Raw genomic sequence first — 17,069 nt, 5'->3', positions numbered from 1 at the left:
CGTATCAGTTCAACTCTTCAGCTGCAATTATGAAGAAACGTATGCGTTCGCCCTAATCCGTATAGTAGCCCCATTGACAAAGCTGGCTTCTATCCCTTCAGTAGATCTTGATCATTATCCTTGAAAGGGTGTGCAACAGCCTACCAGCACAGTCCCCCAAAGTAGTTAAGAAAGCACAATGCTCTAAAAACTTAGACGCCAGAGATTCACGGATGGAAAGGAGGGAAGCAATGAACATCTATAAAATAGAACCATTCAATCAGCGTGAAGAAACTGTCCATCCGTGCGAAGAAACTGTCCACCCATAGGAAGAAACTGTTCATCGACGCAAAGAAGCTGTCCATCGTCATAGAAGAAGCATTCCATCGACGCAAAGAAACTGTCCATCTGTGCGAAGAAACTGTCCATCGCCATGAAGAAGCATTCCAATGGCGCGAAGCAATGCTGCCTTAGGAGCAAGAAACTTCGCATCAATCGCTAGAAATAATGCTAAATCCCTTTCGGCAGTGTATAAAGTAGTCTTCAATTAGTGGTAAATCTGTAATGCCAGGATTTAGCATTCTTCTCTAGACCATCTACTAGTTCAGAAAGGATTGAACGTCATGCCATTGTCTCTCGTCGATCTCAGGGAAAATCTAGACGGGTTAGGCTATTACTTAGGTCCACGCGGATTAGATGGACTGGGAAACAATTTCAATGCTTGCGATCGCGATGTCTTAGGCAATATTGATTGCTCCTCAACCGCACTGCGATCGTTGACCTATGTAGAGACGTATACTCAAGCCGCGATCGCGCAGTTTCAGCAGGATGCCAGCCTCACTCCCAATGGTCAAGATGGGGTAGAACTGCGTGCGACCGTCGAAAAAACCGTAAAAATCCTTCAAAACAATCTCAAGATCGTCACTGGACTATCTCTACCGATTACGGGTAACTACCGTCGCGAAACTTATAGCATCGTCAAGGTTTATCAGCGCAATCGACGATTTCCAGTCACAGGTATTGCCGCGATCGCGGTTCGTCGCCAGCTAGACGCCGATGCCCGCGCCATTCAGACCCCTTCACCTAGCCCAACTCCGTCCCCCTCAGAACTTGAATCGCTAAGAAAACTTAGAAACGACTTAAGCCAAGTTAAGGGTCAGTTCTTTCGGAAAGAGATTACAGAAAGCGAGTTCAATCGGCGTGTGTATGACTTAATTCCTTAAATAACAGCACTTAAAGTAACAGCACCTAGCACACGCAACTCCATAGCATCGCTCCGCTCTTCATAACAGCAGAAAGCGGAGCGATGCTAAACAGAATGTCGCCGGGGCAGAGACACTTATCGGCGTTCTAGAGTGGATGTGAGATGCTTGATCGCGCCGGTTAAACGTTCTTGAGAAAGCACTACTGGGTCGGCGGGGGCAGCCTCTTCCACAGCTTCTTGACGGAAGAATCTCCGTCTCGCTTTTTCAATTGCCCGAATCAGAATGAAAATAACAAAGGCAATGATAATAAAGTTGATGACTGCCGCTAGAAATACGCCAATCTTGATCCCATTGCCAACGACAAAATTCTCTAACCTATTCACTCCTGCGGCTTGCATTGCAGGACCGATAATGGCTGGTGTAATCACATCTGTGACTAGAGAATCAACAATTTTGCTAAACGCCGCTCCGATGATGACCGCAACGGCTAAGTCAATCACGTTGCCTTGCATCAAAAACTTCTTAAAGTCTGCCCAAAATCCACCGTTTGCCATAAGACGCCTTATCCCTCAACTTTCACTTAAATGGTCAACACTACAATGTTCTTAACTGAACACATTACAAGCTTGTCGGAGAACGTTTATTTCTAGCTTCTATGGCGCTAGAGATACATGCTTTACCGCTCGAAGAACAACAGTAAGCCTTATTCTATTTCTGAGCAGTATAATTCGCGGGTTTTTCCAGTTTTTTTAAGATTGATGAATTACTTGAGCAAGTGAAAAATAAAAGCGGCAGAAAGCCAAAGCTCTCTACCGCTTTTATTTCTTAATCTTCTAGAATTTACTACTCGGCGGCTTGGGGCAACAACTCACGCTCTTGTCCCTGAATCACCTTCACCTGTCCGCTCTCATCCACATCAACGACGGCAGTATCACCATTTTTAATGCGGGCAGACAGAATTTCCTCAGCCAGCGAATCCTCTAGCAGTCGCATAATGGCACGACGCAGTGGACGCGCTCCGTAGCTGGGATTGTAGCCCTCTTCCACCAAGCGGTCTTTAAACTTCTCGGTGACTTCGAGAGTAATTCCTTGCTCCTGCAAGCGCTTAAAGACATCATTCAGCATGATGACAGCAATCTCTTTGACCTCTTCCTTGTTCAACTGACGGAAGACAATGATCTCATCAAGACGGTTGAGGAACTCAGGCCGGAAGTAGTTCTTCAGTTCTTCGTTCACCAACGCGCGGATGCGGTTGTACTGAGAATCGGATTCCCCTTCACCGGAGAACTCGAAGCCCAAACCACCGCCGCCTTTCTCGATCACCTTGGAACCAATGTTCGAGGTCATAATCAGCAAGGTGTTCTTGAAGTCTACTGTGCGTCCCTTAGCATCGGTCAAACGACCATCTTCTAAGATTTGCAGCAGCATATTGAACACGTCAGGGTGTGCTTTCTCAATCTCGTCGAACAGCACCACGGTATAGGGGCGACGACGCACAGCTTCAGTCAGCTGACCGCCTTCGTTGTAACCGACATATCCAGGAGGCGAACCAATCAGTTTAGAAACGGTGTGACGCTCCATAAACTCTGACATGTCAAGGCGAATCATGGCATCTTCAGATCCGAAGAAGTAAGCTGCCAATGCCTTCGTCAATTCGGTTTTACCAACCCCGGTAGGACCAGAGAAGATAAAGCTGGCGATCGGTCGGTTGGGATTCTTCAAACCAACCCGGGCGCGACGAATTGCCCTCGATACGGCTTTCACCGCTTCATCCTGACCAATCAGTCGGGTGTGCAGGGTGTCTTCCATGTGCAGCAGCTTCTCAGACTCAGATTCGGTGAGCTTATTCACCGGAACACCCGTCCAAGATGCCACGATCTGCGCAATGTCCTCTTCCGTCACAATCGGCTGAGCGTCTTCGCCCGTCGATTCGGTCTTACGAGTTTGAGCGATCGCTCGAATCTCGGTTTTGATCTCCATTTCGCGATCGCGCAGTTCGCCCGCTTTGTCAAAGTTCTGCGATCGCACGGCATCGTCTTTGTCTTTTAGGACTTGACGTAGTTCGCGATCGAGTTCTTTAGCGGCAGGTGGCAACTGCGAGTTGATCAACCGAACGCGGGAACCCGCTTCATCGATCAGATCAATCGCTTTATCGGGCAAGAAGCGATCGGAAATATAGCGATCAGACAGTTTCGCTGCCGCATCCACTGCTTCATCCGAAATCTTCAGCTTGTGGTGCTGCTCGTAGCGCTCGCGCAGACCCCGCAGAATTTCGATGGTTTCATCCACCGAGGGTTCACCAACCATAACGGGCTGGAAACGACGCTCTAGAGCGGCATCCCGTTCGATGTGCTTGCGATACTCATCGAGCGTGGTAGCTCCGATGCACTGCAATTCACCCCGCGCCAAGGCTGGTTTAAGAATATTAGCGGCATCGATCGCGCCTTCAGCAGCACCCGCACCAATCAGGGTGTGAACTTCGTCAATGACCAAGATGACGTTTCCGGCAGACCGGATCTCGTCCATGATCTTTTTAAGGCGTTCTTCAAATTCACCCCGATATTTGGTTCCTGCCACGAGCAGACCAATATCCAGGGTGACGACGCGCTTGTCTTCTAGAATGTCTGGAATATCGTCGTTGGCAATCCGTTGAGCGAGACCTTCTGCAATCGCGGTTTTACCCACTCCAGGCTCACCGATTAACACTGGGTTGTTCTTTGTCCGGCGACCGAGGATTTGAATCACTCGTTCAATTTCTTTCTGGCGACCCACAACGGGATCAAGCTTTCCATCAGCGGCAAGCTGCGTGAGGTTCGAGCCAAACTCGTCGAGGGTCGGAGTTTTGGTTCGTCCTTGGCTACCACCTGAGGAAACCTCGGCGGTTTCGCCCAGCATTCGGATCACTTGGGTCCGGACCTTCGAGAGGTCAACTCCCAGATTTTCAAGCACTCTGGCAGCGACTCCTTCGCCTTCTCGAATCAGCCCTAGAAGCAGGTGTTCAGTGCCAATGTAGTTGTGTCCTAACTGGCGGGCTTCCTCAAGGGAGAGTTCTAGAACGCGCTTTGCCCGTGGCGTAAACGGAATTTCCACTGCCACAAAGCCCGATCCTCGACCGATAATCTTCTCTACTTCGATCCGAGCGTCCTTGAGGTTGACGCCCATAGATTTAAGGACTTTGGCGGCGACGCCAGTTCCTTCTCCGATTAGACCCAGGAGGATCTGTTCTGTACCGACAAAGTTATGACCCAGGCGGCGTGCTTCCTCCTGAGCTAACATAATGACCTTGATGGCTTTTTCTGTGAAGCGTTCAAACATGGCGTTTTTCCATTTACCTGCTGCGTGCCGGTAGGGTGATTCTAACATAGACAAAACCTCCGGTTGCTATGATTCCAGCAACAGGTTGGAGCGCGATAACCGATCTCTTTCGTTCGGTCGAGCCAAGGAAAAGAAAAATTTATAGCCAAGGGCAGATTGTCAGTGAAAGCTTAGGGATAAGTCAAGGCAGAGTTCTCTGCTGTTAACAACTCTAAACCGAGCTGAAGTGACCAATGTTGCTGCGTAAGACGATGGTGAATCTCAGTCCATTGTGTTGTCAGAAGCGTGGCGAACTCAGTCGATTGAAGTTTGCCGCGCCATAGAATTAGGGCATCTTCGCCGGTATCAGTGTAATAACCTTTACGCTGTCCTGCAATCTGAAATCCAAACTTTTGATATAGCGATAGAGCGGACTGATTAGAAATTCTGACCTCCAAGGTAGCGCGTGCCATATCGCGTTGGCGGGCACGATCGAGGAGGGCACATAGCATCAGGTGTCCGAGTCCGCGTCGCTGGTAGTCAGGATGAATGCCCAAAATTGTAATGTGGGCTTCGTCGAGAATTGCCCAGTAGCAGCCGAGTCCGAGCAGGGGATCGGTGACAGCAGATGTAGCACGTAGATAGCTCGTTGAAAGATTTGCTGTTGGGTTCACAAGGGATTCGCTCCGCTCTTCAGTGATGACAACTGCTTCATCAGGGATTGAAGGTGCTGGAACAATCGCTAGTAAGTCGCTATTCGGGCTGTCTAATTCTCTCTGATAGCCGTCCAATGTCCATAAACCACCAAAGCAAAGGTGATCCAACTGGAGCGCGGCTGGAAGAAGAGTGTGGTCAAGAGGCTGAAGCTTAATCGAGGTCACGCCGTGTTAAATTCGACTCCGAATCAACAGCCCTCAATTGTACACTGGGTAACATAGTGTTTAAATGGGCAAGTCACCCGCCCCCAGCGATCGAGGACGCAACAAGAATGGTATCGACTCAAGCTTTAGAGGCGCAAAATACAGGTCGCCAATACTTAACCGACATTACACCAGAGCGCTCTCCAAATCAGTCTCTAGTGCCGTTGACCGCAAAGGTTAACGATCGCGACCATTTAGAAATTGGAGGTTGCGACGTAACAGATCTGGTTCAGCAATTTGGCTCACCTCTTTACATATTGGATGAAGCTTCCCTAAGAACAGCCTGCCACCAATATCGGGATGCATTTAAACGCTACTATCCCGGCGAATCTCAAGTACTATATGCCTCGAAAGCTTGGAATTGTCTAGCCATCTGCGCGATCGTTGCTCAAGAAAAACTAGGCATTGATATCGTCTCAGGGGGTGAACTCTATACGGCGCTTAAAGCTGGAGTTGATCCGAGCAAGCTCTATCTCCACGGCAACAACAAGTCTTTAGATGAGCTAAATCTTGCCATTGAATCCGGCTGCACTGTCATTGTGGACAATTGGCTAGAGCTACAGACGATCGCTAGCTTGAATCGCCAGAACGTTCGGATCATGCTGCGCTTGACACCGGGCATTGAGTGTCACACTCACGAATACATTCGCACCGGACATCTAGACAGTAAATTCGGCTTCGACCCCAATCAAGTCGATGAGGTTCTTAAGTTTGTCAGTGGTCAACCGACCCTCTCGTTTGTGGGAGTGCACGCGCACATTGGATCTCAAATTTTTGAGTTGCAACCCCACCAAGATTTGGGCGGAGTGATGGTGCAATGGCTCAGCAAAGCGGCGCAGTATGGCTTATCTATTTCAGAACTCAACATTGGGGGTGGTTTAGGCATTCGCTACACCGAATCTGACGATCCGCCTAGCATTGACCAATGGGTAAAGGTGGTGTGTGAGTCTGTAGCTGCCGCTTGTCAAGCTGAGAACATTCCATTGCCGAAACTTTTATCTGAACCGGGGCGATCGCTGGTTGGAACCACCTGCGTCACTGCCTATACCGTCGGCGGACAGAAAACAATTCCAGGCATTCGCACCTATTTAAGTGTTGATGGTGGCATGTCTGACAATCCCCGTCCCATCACTTACCAGTCGCTGTATCGGGCGATCGTTGCCAACCGCATGTCCGAACCAATGACCGAGACGGTGACGATCGCTGGCAAGCACTGTGAATCGGGAGACATTCTGATTAAAGACGCGACACTACCTCCGACTCAACCCGGAGATACTCTCGTTGTCATGGCAACCGGAGCTTACAATTACAGCATGTCGTCTAACTACAATCGACTGGCTCGCCCGGCGGCTGTTTTGGTCGGCAATGGCAACGCGACTCTCATCTTGCAACGGGAAACCTACGAAGATTTGATTCGTTACGATCGCCTTCCTGCCCATCTGAAATAACGATGTAAGGATGAACTAGGAACCTACTGTCATAGGAATATAGAACGACTCCTATCTCTCTCGTTCTTTCTCCTCCCTCTTTCCTCCCTCATCCCTCATCCCTCATCCCTTTTCCCCCACCTGCTCCTGACAGGATACCGTCCTTGTTAGCTCTCACTCTAGACAATCTCCAGTTCTTGCTTAACCTGGAAAATCTTCGGTTTTTGCTCGATGTCGGGTTGGTGTTGGCACTGACCTACATGATGCTGATCATTATTGGAGAGCGTCGCACCCTCTGGATGGTGAGGGGCTTTATTATTCTGATGCTGGCGGCGGCAATCAGTCGTCGGGTTGATCTGACACTGCTCAGCTTTGTCCTCAATAACTTGGTTGTGGGTGCAGCTGTAGCGATGGCATTCATTTTGCAATCCGAGTTCCGACGATTTTTAGAACAGCTTGGACGAGGAGAAATCGTGCAGCTGTTTCAACCGTCTCGCCGCAGCTTGCCTGGATCAGACAGTGTCACCGATCAAATTGTCGATGCGATCAAAGAGCTATCCCAAAACCGAACAGGGGCACTTCTAATTCTAGAAACGGGTAGCCCAATCGATGAGCGCGATTTCTCAGTTCCAGGCGTAAAATTGAATGCGGAACTTTCAAAAGAGTTGTTGCAAACGATTTTTCAAACGACAACGCTGCTGCACGATGGAGCCGTCCTCATTCGTGGCTCTCGCATCGTGGCAGCAGGGGTGATTTTGCCTCTATCAGAGAAAACAGCGTCTCGGCAGCTTGGTACGCGCCACCGCGCCGCGATGGGAATGACTGACCGAGTAGAAACGTGTATCTGTATTGTTGTTTCTGAAGAAACGGGGTCGATTTCACTAGCAGAACGGGGACTTTTAAATCGCCCCCTCACGAGCAGTAAATTGAAAGAGCTACTTGAAGCGAAGTTCTCGTTTGCGGGCGATCGCGAACCTGTCGCTCCAAATCTAAGAACGTTCATTCGCCGCTTAGTGACCAAGGGATTATCCTTGTTCTCACGGCTGTTTCAAAAACGGACGTTACCCAATTCGGTAGAGCTTCGTAAAGCTAAATCCAAAGTCAGTGATGGGCGAAAGCCTGGTGATTCAGAGTTCTAAATTCCCGTTTCTGTTGATGTTCGATTGTTCGAACGGCTTGACTACTCACCCTCGGTTGCTCGAAAACAATGACTGCGAAGCCCTCGACTTTACAAGAATTACCGACTGATTTGCATCGCGATCGCTTGCCTAAACATGTTGCTGTGATTATGGATGGAAATGGACGCTGGGCAAAGCGCCAAGGTCTTCCGCGTATCATAGGACATCGACGTGGGGTGGATACGCTAAAAGATCTGCTGCGCTGCTGCCGCGATTGGGGCGTTCAAGCGCTGACAGCATATGCCTTTTCGACCGAAAATTGGGGTAGACCGCTCGAAGAAGTCGATTTTTTGATGACGCTGTTTGAGCGGGTACTGCGCCAAGAGTTGCGCGAAATGAAAGAAGAAAACGTCCGCATTCGCTTTGTGGGCAACTTAGATGCGCTGCCCACGAGTTTGCAGGCAGAAATTGAGCGATCGATGTTGGAAACAAAAGACAACCAGGGCATCACGTTCTCAGTCGCGACCAATTACGGTGGAAGGCAAGAAATTGTGCGGGCGTGTCGTGCGATCGCCGCTCAAATTCAACAAGGCTTAATTCAACCAGATGACATTGATGAAAGTCTGTTCGATCGACATCTTTACACGGCTGGAGTCTGCGATCCGGACTTGCTGATCCGGACGAGTGGTGAGATGCGCCTGAGCAATTTTCTGCTGTGGCAGGCGGCCTATGCCGAACTCTACGTCACAGATACCCTCTGGCCTGACTTTGATCGGCATGAGTTTCATCAAGCTCTAGCGTCGTATCAAGGCCGTGAGCGACGCTTTGGAAAAGTTGGTAAAGCCTGATACAGACTTGTCTAGAGTCCTAAGGCCCCCCAAAGATGGCGTCTTCGAGGTCTTGGCGGGAGAGCGAATATTTGAACGATCGCTGCAAGTCCCGACCTTCGACGTTGAGATAGCGAACTGTCAATTGATCTACATCCAAGCAGAGTTCTGCTTGCCACTTTGAACGCTCTATTGTCCAGCAATGAAGTTCATCTGAATCTTGCTGACAACCTTGATCTGTCAGCCAAGATTCAATCTGAGGGAGAGGATGATTGTAAAGGGGAGTATCAGCTGAGGGAAGAGTCATAGAGTAAGGGATAAGCTGCTAAGAATGGGATAGTGAACGACTAGATTCAATTATTACATTTGACTGATCGTTAGATTTGGTGACGGCCTCAAATTCTATAGGAGCAATCTCTGGAGGTTGCGGAGTGTCTTCTTCACCTTCAAAGGTTGCCCTTGCCGGGTCAGTCGCAGTGGCTGAACTGGGGGTCAGATTAATTGGTGTTTCTATTACTGGTGTTTCTATTAACGGAGAGAACCTTTCTAATTTTGGTTCCCCGCGACTGTCTGGAGGAGGCTGCAATATTTCAAACGCTTCTTGAATCACCGGATCTTGAGCAACCAACGGCTTAAACGCTGCTTCGCCCCTTGTTAAACCGATCGTCACCGCCAATACTAAACAGGCCACAAACGTTAGACCCAAGATAAACAGCGCAAAAATTTCTCCTGCCGAGAGGGGGCGATCGGTTGGATCTAAATAGGCTGATGAACTCGGCTGGGGCTTGTTTAGAGTTGGTAAAGGTTGAGCGACGACAACATGGGAATAGCCTATCTTCTGATCGTAAGCTGTTCTGCGATCGGGATTGCTCAGAGTGGCATAAGCTTCATTAATTCGCTGAAATTTCTCGGTGGCGATCGCGCTTGGTAACGCCGTTGTGTCTGGGTGGTAGAGTTTGCTCAACTCTCGGTAAGTCTGCCGGATCTCTCGCACCGACGCCGCCGGATGTAACCCCAAAAGCGTGTAGTAATTGGAACCCGCCACCTTCTGATAAGGCGCGCGCTTGCCGCTGCTGCCAGAATTTGGTTTATCCTGAGTCACGTCACTCCCTTCCTGATCCGCCTTTCAATTATTGTAATCGCAGGAAGAGGCAGCAAGCTCTGAGCGCGAGAGAACAGAAAATCAAAAATCACTTCTAACGTTAACCTGTCGATTACCTTGTCTTGAAGTCTAGCTTTTACAGTATTGGGTGGAACCTGATTACGGAAGGTCCTCCATGATCCAATCCTTCACATCCAGTTTGACTAGCCCCCCCGATCTTCGTCAATTACTGGAGCAGCTTTATCGAGAGCGGAGCCTACAACCCTTTCGCAGTGGTCAACCCATCCAAATGCGTGCCGATGAGGTGTGGATTGTCTGCCGAGGCATTGTGTCGCTGAACACGCTCTATCCGACGGGAGATGAAGCGTTGTTGGCTGTGGTGACGGCATCTATGCCATTTGGGCTACCGTTAACTGGGATTTTTCCATATCATGCGATCGCGCTATCAGATGCCGATTTGATGTGTCTGACCTTGGCTGAAATTGAAAAATCCCCTGCATTGAGTCAAGGGATTTTTAGACATTTGGGACGACGGCTCCAGCAAACCGAAGCTTTTCTTGCCTTAGCAGGCTACCGCCGCGTGGAAGAACGCCTCAAACAATTCCTGCTGCTGCTTCAGCATGAAGTCGGGCAACCTGGAGCTGAAGGGGTTCGGCTCAATATCAGACTGACGCATCAGCAAATTGCCAATGCGATCGGCACAACCCGCGTCACCGTCACTCGCCTGTTTGGTCAACTCCGGCAAGAAGGATGGATAAAGACTGCGCCGAACCGCCAAATCATTTTGCAGCACCCGAGCCTAAAAGCGGCTAGTAACCAATAGCGCGATTGGGAGATAAGGAAACCTGAGTTCCTTTTTTAGAAGCGGTGTTTGAAGCAGGACTTTGTTGTAGCACCACTGCTTCGATCGGCACGACTCCATGATCATCGCTACTAATACACAGCGCGGCTCGATTGGATAGGTCGATCACCCGTTCATCCTCATCAAAATAAGGGCCTCGATCGTTCACTCGCACCACAACGCTTTTGCCGTTGAGTTGATTGGTTACTTTGAGGTAGGTTCCAAAGGGTAATGAGCGATGGGCAGCAGTCAAAGCATTTTGATCAAAAATTTCTCCGGTTGCTGTTTGTCGTCCGTGAAAATAAGGTCCGTACCAAGAGGCTTTGCCATCGATACTCGCGTTGGTGGGCTGGAGTTGGTGCATCTTCACTTGCGCCTCGGCTAGGGGCAGCGGCGCATGTCCCAGCGAGATGCGAATATTGTTGATCCAGTCGATCGCAATCAGTTCCGCCGGACGCCCGATCTGATCGGCTAAAGATTGATCAATCGTGAATAGCGTGCGATCGCCAAATTTCCCAACCGCTTTCCCATCGATCACCGCAGGCTGTAGATCAGCGGGATTGATGTCGGTCATTTCTACAAGTGGGGTGACAGCAGTTGCGATCGCGTCTGCTACCTGACGTTTGGGAACGATCGCCACGAGACAATCTTGCACCCAAACTTGAAAACCCCTCAGTGCGGATGGCTCTGAGGGGTTACTTTGTGGCGACGTAGCGCATTTTAGAAACGGTTGGCTCTGTGCCTCCGGGTTAGGACTCAAAATTTTATCGTCATATCCTACTTCAATGACTGAAACTGAAGAGTAGTCGTCTTCCACCTCGGTAGCTAAACTAGGAAACCCCAGCAGCAAATTTTCTGCTGCCTTTAGCCAATCCTCCATCGAAGTCTCAGACGCCTGCTCAGTTGCGATCGCGGCCTCAGATTCTGAAGCTTTGCCAGAGGAGAGAGGCACGGGAGAAGCCGCATTAACCTCAGACGCTGGATCGAACACCGCGTTGACTAACAGGTCTTCAACAGTTTCGAGCCAGCCGTCTGGATCATCAAAAGACGAATTGGTGGCTTGAATTTGATTTTTTCTGTCAGATGCGGCGAAGTTGAAGCGAACCGAATCTGAGATAGAGCCTAAAACAGTCTTGACAGAAACAATCTTGAGAGGTGAATGACTGGACAGTGAAGCATCCTGAGATACTGCAATCCTTTGCAGTTTGATAGAGCTAGTTGCCGCGCTAGAAAGCGTGTTACTAGAAAGCGTGTTACTAGAAAGCACAGTAGACCAGTACTGGGGTGCTTCTAGCAGCTTTCCGCTTAAGGAAGAAATGCCGCCAAACCAAGAGGCGACCCAAACGAGTCCAAGGATCAACATGACACAGCTAATAAAATTGTAAACATCAATACAGTTTTGCCAGGGGCAATTATAAAGTTTTTGTAAAACCAAAAGATCTATCTCTAGAAGGTAAGTTTTCTTTGCATAAAGCGAGTAATTCTGGCTTTCTAGCTCAGATATAGAATTTGGGGATCAGCACTATGGAAGAATTAGAAATAATTTTTTACTGGTAGCGAGTAGCGTCATGGGGTTGCCCTTTTATATTGTTGATGTCTTTGCAGAACAGAAGTACGCCGGGAATCAGTTAGCGGTGTTTCGGCAAGCGACGGAGCTTTCTTCTGAACAAATGCAGCAAATCGCTAATGAGATAAATTATTCGGAGACGACGTTTATTGTTTCTGAGGAGCCGCAGGAGGGCGGATTCCCTGTTCGCATCTTTACTCCGAAACAGGAGCTTCCTTTCGCAGGACACCCGACCCTAGGCACTGTTTTTGTCCTGCAACAGGAAGTAATGGGACGCGCGATCGACGCCATCACCTTAAATCTTCAAGTGGGGCAGATTCCCGTGACAATCAGCTATCACGATCAGCGCCCTGATGTTCTGTGGATGCGCCAAAATTCTCCAGCCTTTAGACAACGATTTGAGCTAACCGAGATTGCTGAAATTTTGAATCTTGAGGCATCGCAACTGGACGATCGCTTCCCGATCGCAGAAGTTTCAACCGGAGTTCCCTTCATCATTGCGCCGCTCAAAACGCATACGGCTCTCCAGCAAGCCAGAGTTAACAAAGAACGGTTTTTCAAGCTGATCGAAACGACTCAGGCCAAAGCGATTCTAATTTTTTGCCCTGAAACCAATCATTCTGAGAATGACTTAAGTGTGCGTGTCTTTGCCGATGGTTTAGGCGTGGCTGAAGATCCGGCCACCGGAAGCGCAAACGGGTGTCTTGCAGGATATTTAGTGCAACACGAGTATTTTGGAACGCCAGAAATCGATATTCGAGTGGAGCAAGGCTACGAGATGGGAAGACCATCGTTGCTGCTGCTGAATGCGCAGAAAGAGCAGGAGGAAATTCGAGTGTTTGTAGGTGGCAGAGTTATCTTGGTAGCAAAAGGAGAATTTGTCTAGCAGAGTTCTCAAGTCACAATAGAAGCAGCTTCACTGAAACTAATGGAGGCGATATGTCTGAAATCATTCAATCAGAAGCGGCTACCTCTGAAATCAAAGTTCGATCTCGCGTTGGCTCTGATGGCGTCTTGCATCTTGATATTCCCACCTCAATGAAAGATCAGTCAGTAGAAGTTACGGTCATGGTGACCCCTGTTGTCGAGCCTTCTCAAAAAACACCAGAAGAGTTCGGATGGTCGCCTGGTTTTTTTGAAAAAACGTTTGGAAAGTGGGAGGGAGAACCTTTAGAGAGAGGAGAGCAGGGAGATTACGAACAGCGAGATTGGGATTTGATGTAGATGTACTTATTAGACACCAATACTTGTATTCAATACATTACAGGGCGGAGCCAATCTATTGCAGATAAATTTGCTGAAGTGGGTCGTCAAAATATTTCTCTCTGTGATGTTGTCAAGGCTGAACTCTACTATGGTGTTTATAAAAGTTCTCGTCGCAGTAGTAATTTAGAGCTATACCAAACTTTCTTCGGCGATTTTGTGAGCTTGCCCTTCGATGGTAGAGCGGCTGAAACTTATGGACAAATTCGAGTACAACTAGAGTCTCTTGGAACTCCGATCGGTCCAAATGATCTTCTGATCGCCGCTGTTGCAATCTCGCACAATCTCATCCTGGTCACCCACAACATTCGCGAATTTAGCCGTGTCGGAAGATTACGCTATGAAGATTAGGAAAGGTAATGTTAGAAGAAAGGCTAGAGTCGCATTTGAGTGAATTAGTTCGCTATCGCGACCCCTATTTTGCAACGCAAGGACATTTCTACGTTCAGCAATATATTCGTCAGCACTTTGAGCAGTGGGGCAGCGTTCAGTCTCATGACTTTAAGGTAAATGGCAGAACGCATACTAATCTCATTCTGAATCTTCCGGCTGCTAAGGATCAAAAGCGTCTGCCGATTCTGATTGGCGCTCATTATGATGCTGTGCCAGGTTCTCCTGGAGCGGATGACAACGCGACGGGAGTAGCAGTTTTACTAGAAATGGCGAAAGCATTTCATGAGCAACCTGCGCGATCGCCGATTCGATTAGTCGCGTTCGATATGGAAGAGATTTATACCCAATCGGATACGTTCGGCAATGTGCAGTATGCAAAGACTCTACATGGCGAACCGCTTCGACTGATGATCGCATTGGAAATGCTCGGTTACGCTACCTCAGAACCCAATTCGCAAAACTATCCAGCTGGATTGGAGCGCTTCTATTCAACAGAAGGAAATTTCATTGCACTGATTGGCAACTTGCCAACCATTCCTGATTTAATCCGGCTCAGTCGCACGATTCGTCAGGGCGGCATTAGTGCAGAATGGCTGCCTGCGGGCATGAAAGGTCAGCTTTTACCCGATGCTCGACGCGGCGATCATGCGGCTTTTTGGGATCGGGGCTACCGAGCCATTATGGTGACAGATACCGCGAATATGAGGAATCCAAATTATCACAAACCGAGCGATCGCATTGAGACGCTCAACCTCAATTTTCTCACTCGCGTCTGTCAAGGGCTAACGAACGGTATCCGTCTGCTATAGCTTGGGTACAATTGCTCTTAACCCGGCACAATGGTTACAACTTATGCAAAAGTGGGCACTTTTTTTGGGTGCGGTAGGCGCAACATTAGCATCTCAATTCATACACTATCAATCTGAACGCCATCCTAATCGCGTTCAATCTGTTTCGCACGCGGAGAAGACTTGTCAGAAAAGCGCTTCTCAAAAAAACGCTTTCGCTTTTCAGAAAGACGCTTCTCAAACGTTCGGCGTGTTTGGGGGCGGAGGTGCGGCTTCGTACAATGAGATTGCCCTTGAGAAGAATGTGCTGTACTTTCAGCGAACCTTGAAGAAAATGGGATTTTCAATCCCCCCCATCTTTTTCGCTAACGGCACGAGTGGAGAGAAAACCGTTCGGTATATCGATTCCGATCGCGAGAAATTTAAGTCACCTAACATTCCAAATTTGCAGGGGGCTTCAACCTATGACAACCTGAGGCCCTGGATGCGCGAAGCTGGCAAGCAACCGTCGCCTATCTTTTTCTACTTCACAGGTCATGGTGTGTTGAACGAATCAAACCATAACAACAATCAGTTGATGCTATGGAAAGATGAGGCGTTGTCAGTGCAAGATTTTACGCAACTGCTCGATCAATTGCCTCAGAACTTGCCGTTTGTCACGATGATGTCTCAGTGCTATTCCGGTTCGTTTGCCAATTTGATCTACAAAGCGGGTGATCCTAATCGTGGTGTTGCGCTTCAGACGCGCTGCGGATTTTTTGCCACGATTAAGACTCAACCTTCGGTCGGATGTACACCTGAAGTAAACGAGGCGGATTATCGGGATTATAGTTCAAGCTTTTTTGCAGGATTGAGTGGGCGCGATCGCACTGGAAAATCCGTCGCGTCTGCCGATTACAACAAAGATGGTCGCGTATCGTATGCCGAAGCTCACGCCTTTGCCAAAGTGGATGAGCAAACGACTGATCTACCGATTTCAACTTCTGAAGCGTGGCTGCAAGAGCAAGTGACGAATCGAACTCTGCGAGAAAAACTATTGACGCAGCCGATCGCGCCTCTTGCAAAGATTGCGCGTCCTGAACAGCGCTATGTAATTAATGCGATCAGTCAGAAGTATGGATTTGATTTGGGGCGATCGCTGACTGGCAACGTCAAGTCTCTGAAAGAAGGAACGGTGAAATCGCAGGAAGATCAGGCGTTTATCACGCGGCTTTCGATGGAACTGATTAATGTAGCGATGGAGTATCGGGTGAAAAGCTCTAAAGATCAGAGCGCGATCGCGACGCTGAATCGTCTACTAAAGTGCGAGTCGGGTAATTGGGCGATCGCAAAAGCGGCGACTCAGGCGAATGCTAAACCTCGGAATGCTACTCAGCCGAAGCAATTCAAGGCTAAATAAATAAACTGGGTGAGACATGAAAAAACTCACCCAATGCTTTAGCTTGCGCTTTGCTGATCGATCGTTTTCCATTCACGATTTCAGAAACCACTCCACTTGATCCAACAATGCCAACTAAATCAACTTGACGCGTTCCGCTTGATTCTAAAATGTGCTGAAGAATTTCATGCGGTTCAGGTTTATCCATCGGATAATTCTCAGTTTCATACACCTCAATTAACATCACGATTAATTTGAGCAACGCTCGTTCTTCGGGAGTGCAGTTTTTTGCAAAGAAAAGGCGTTCTGCGATTGCTAACGCCTGCTCGTACTCCTCTTCTGTCTCAATGACTTTGGGAGTCACCTCAGCAAGCAAATTGCGGTATGCATCCTTATCAAAAGTGAGGGCCATTTTTCCATTTGTCTCTGTCATATTCGCTATGAGTTAAGAAGTATTTGTAATAAATCATTTGGTTTTCGTAGTTAATGCTGACAATTAATCGGTAGTCATTACCTTTAATGTTGAAGACGGTAAAGTTGCCAACCGCTTCAGCATCCTTGTAGATTCTGCGAACCTCTTCTAAATTCTGCCATGCCGCTTTTCTGACAACTGAGATCCACGTCTCTACTTGGTTCTTGACATTGGGATATTGCTCAGCTTCTGCCCGCAGATTTCGGTCTGTAATTAAATGCATAACTGACTTCTAAAATTTTTGGAATCATCTTTTAACCTCTGGTTATAAGTTGATAAGTTGTTATATAACACTCTCAAAATGAGAGCTTTTTGTCAAGTGTAAAAGTTCAGTGTTGTGCCATCGCAGCTCTTCGGTCATCCAAGAACTACTGTCGGAGAATTCAGAACGCCATGAGAACATCCCACTGTAAGAGGTTTCGGAGTTGCTTGGAGTCTCAGCTTTAGATGCTGAAGTTCCGCCTTCAGATCCTCACGTTTCAGGCTCAGAAGACG

19 protein-coding genes are annotated in these 17,069 nt (G+C 48.4%); 10 read left to right on the top strand and 9 right to left on the bottom strand.

Annotation, left to right across the window (positions count from 1 at the left end; genetic code table 11):
* Positions 1-255: 255 nt before the first annotated feature.
* Positions 256-414: a hypothetical protein gene (locus AC5JLB_RS23840; RefSeq protein ID WP_495876317.1), complete on the bottom strand. Its 159-nt coding sequence runs from the start codon at positions 412-414 to the stop codon at positions 256-258.
* Between the two features lie 188 nt (positions 415-602).
* On the opposite strand from AC5JLB_RS23840, the gene AC5JLB_RS23835 reads away from it, so the two are divergent.
* Positions 603-1,202 (top strand): peptidoglycan-binding domain-containing protein, encoded by a 600-nt coding sequence (locus tag AC5JLB_RS23835; protein ID WP_495876316.1) that lies wholly within the window; start codon positions 603-605, stop codon positions 1,200-1,202.
* Between the two features lie 116 nt (positions 1,203-1,318).
* Here the strand turns inward: AC5JLB_RS23835 and mscL are convergent, their stop codons facing one another.
* From mscL to rimI, 3 genes are all read right to left on the bottom strand, one after another.
* The gene (gene mscL / locus AC5JLB_RS23830) at positions 1,319-1,738 is read right to left on the bottom strand and encodes a large conductance mechanosensitive channel protein MscL (RefSeq protein WP_495876315.1); all 420 of its coding nucleotides are present in this window, start codon (positions 1,736-1,738) and stop codon (positions 1,319-1,321) included.
* Between the two features lie 289 nt (positions 1,739-2,027).
* Complete coding sequence (locus AC5JLB_RS23825; protein WP_495876318.1) at positions 2,028-4,499, bottom strand: ATP-dependent Clp protease ATP-binding subunit; 2,472 nt, start codon at positions 4,497-4,499, stop codon at positions 2,028-2,030.
* A gap of 170 nt (positions 4,500-4,669) precedes the next feature.
* Positions 4,670-5,359, bottom strand: coding sequence for a ribosomal protein S18-alanine N-acetyltransferase (gene rimI / locus AC5JLB_RS23820; protein WP_495876314.1), 690 nt, complete (start codon positions 5,357-5,359; stop codon positions 4,670-4,672).
* Positions 5,360-5,466: 107 nt separating this feature from the next.
* On the opposite strand from rimI, the gene lysA reads away from it, so the two are divergent.
* The 3 genes from lysA (at position 5,467) to uppS (ending at position 8,791) form a co-directional block, all read left to right on the top strand.
* Positions 5,467-6,846, top strand: a complete 1,380-nt coding sequence (gene lysA / locus AC5JLB_RS23815; protein ID WP_495876313.1) for a diaminopimelate decarboxylase — start codon at positions 5,467-5,469, stop codon at positions 6,844-6,846.
* Between the two features lie 143 nt (positions 6,847-6,989).
* A complete protein-coding gene (gene cdaA, locus AC5JLB_RS23810; RefSeq protein WP_495876312.1) occupies positions 6,990-7,964 on the top strand; it encodes a diadenylate cyclase CdaA in 975 nt (324 codons plus the stop codon).
* Between the two features lie 68 nt (positions 7,965-8,032).
* Positions 8,033-8,791, top strand: a complete 759-nt coding sequence (uppS, locus tag AC5JLB_RS23805) for an undecaprenyl pyrophosphate synthase (protein WP_495876311.1) — start codon at positions 8,033-8,035, stop codon at positions 8,789-8,791.
* Positions 8,792-8,810: 19 nt separating this feature from the next.
* On the opposite strand, the gene AC5JLB_RS23800 is transcribed toward uppS, so the two are convergent.
* Both AC5JLB_RS23800 and AC5JLB_RS23795 read right to left on the bottom strand, forming a co-directional pair.
* Positions 8,811-9,077: a DUF3143 domain-containing protein gene (locus AC5JLB_RS23800; RefSeq protein ID WP_495876310.1), complete on the bottom strand. Its 267-nt coding sequence runs from the start codon at positions 9,075-9,077 to the stop codon at positions 8,811-8,813.
* Positions 9,078-9,095: 18 nt separating this feature from the next.
* A complete protein-coding gene (locus tag AC5JLB_RS23795) occupies positions 9,096-9,872 on the bottom strand; it encodes a J domain-containing protein (protein ID WP_495876309.1) in 777 nt (258 codons plus the stop codon).
* A gap of 175 nt (positions 9,873-10,047) precedes the next feature.
* Between AC5JLB_RS23795 and AC5JLB_RS23790 the strand changes: the two genes are divergently transcribed.
* Positions 10,048-10,695, top strand: a complete 648-nt coding sequence (locus AC5JLB_RS23790; RefSeq protein ID WP_495876308.1) for a Crp/Fnr family transcriptional regulator — start codon at positions 10,048-10,050, stop codon at positions 10,693-10,695.
* Here the strand turns inward: AC5JLB_RS23790 and AC5JLB_RS23785 are convergent.
* On the bottom strand, positions 10,682-12,076 hold the full coding sequence (locus AC5JLB_RS23785) for a septal ring lytic transglycosylase RlpA family protein (protein ID WP_495876307.1): 1,395 nt from the start codon (positions 12,074-12,076) through the stop codon (positions 10,682-10,684). The two genes, AC5JLB_RS23790 and AC5JLB_RS23785, sit on opposite strands and share 14 nt — an antisense overlap.
* Positions 12,077-12,281: 205 nt before the next feature.
* Here AC5JLB_RS23785 and AC5JLB_RS23780 point away from each other — a divergent pair, with 205 nt between their 5' ends.
* The 5 genes from AC5JLB_RS23780 to AC5JLB_RS23760 are packed head-to-tail and all read left to right on the top strand — an operon-like array spanning position 12,282 to position 16,123.
* The gene (locus AC5JLB_RS23780) at positions 12,282-13,166 is read left to right on the top strand and encodes a PhzF family phenazine biosynthesis protein (RefSeq protein WP_495876306.1); all 885 of its coding nucleotides are present in this window, start codon (positions 12,282-12,284) and stop codon (positions 13,164-13,166) included.
* A 53-nt stretch (positions 13,167-13,219) separates the two neighbouring features.
* Positions 13,220-13,504 (top strand): hypothetical protein, encoded by a 285-nt coding sequence (locus tag AC5JLB_RS23775; RefSeq protein WP_495876305.1) that lies wholly within the window; start codon positions 13,220-13,222, stop codon positions 13,502-13,504.
* Positions 13,505-13,894, top strand: coding sequence for a type II toxin-antitoxin system VapC family toxin (locus AC5JLB_RS23770; protein ID WP_495876304.1), 390 nt, complete (start codon positions 13,505-13,507; stop codon positions 13,892-13,894).
* 8 nt (positions 13,895-13,902) lie between these two features.
* Entirely contained in the window at positions 13,903-14,745 is an 843-nt protein-coding gene (locus AC5JLB_RS23765; protein ID WP_495876303.1) for a M28 family peptidase, read from the top strand.
* Between the two features lie 43 nt (positions 14,746-14,788).
* The gene (locus AC5JLB_RS23760; RefSeq protein WP_495876302.1) at positions 14,789-16,123 is read left to right on the top strand and encodes a Caspase domain-containing protein; all 1,335 of its coding nucleotides are present in this window, start codon (positions 14,789-14,791) and stop codon (positions 16,121-16,123) included.
* On the opposite strand, the gene AC5JLB_RS23755 is transcribed toward AC5JLB_RS23760, so the two are convergent.
* Both AC5JLB_RS23755 and AC5JLB_RS23750 read right to left on the bottom strand, forming a co-directional pair.
* Positions 16,116-16,514: a helix-turn-helix domain-containing protein gene (locus tag AC5JLB_RS23755; protein WP_495876301.1), complete on the bottom strand. Its 399-nt coding sequence runs from the start codon at positions 16,512-16,514 to the stop codon at positions 16,116-16,118. The genes AC5JLB_RS23760 and AC5JLB_RS23755 overlap by 8 nt on opposite strands.
* Positions 16,498-16,797 (bottom strand): type II toxin-antitoxin system HigB family toxin, encoded by a 300-nt coding sequence (locus tag AC5JLB_RS23750; RefSeq protein ID WP_495876300.1) that lies wholly within the window; start codon positions 16,795-16,797, stop codon positions 16,498-16,500. The genes AC5JLB_RS23755 and AC5JLB_RS23750 overlap by 17 nt, the downstream gene beginning before the upstream one ends.
* Positions 16,798-17,069 lie beyond the last annotated feature (272 nt).

This window comes from Myxacorys chilensis (assembly GCF_059505265.1).
The sequence above is the reverse complement of the archived record's forward strand: the minus strand, read 5'-3'. Positions and strand labels throughout refer to the sequence as shown.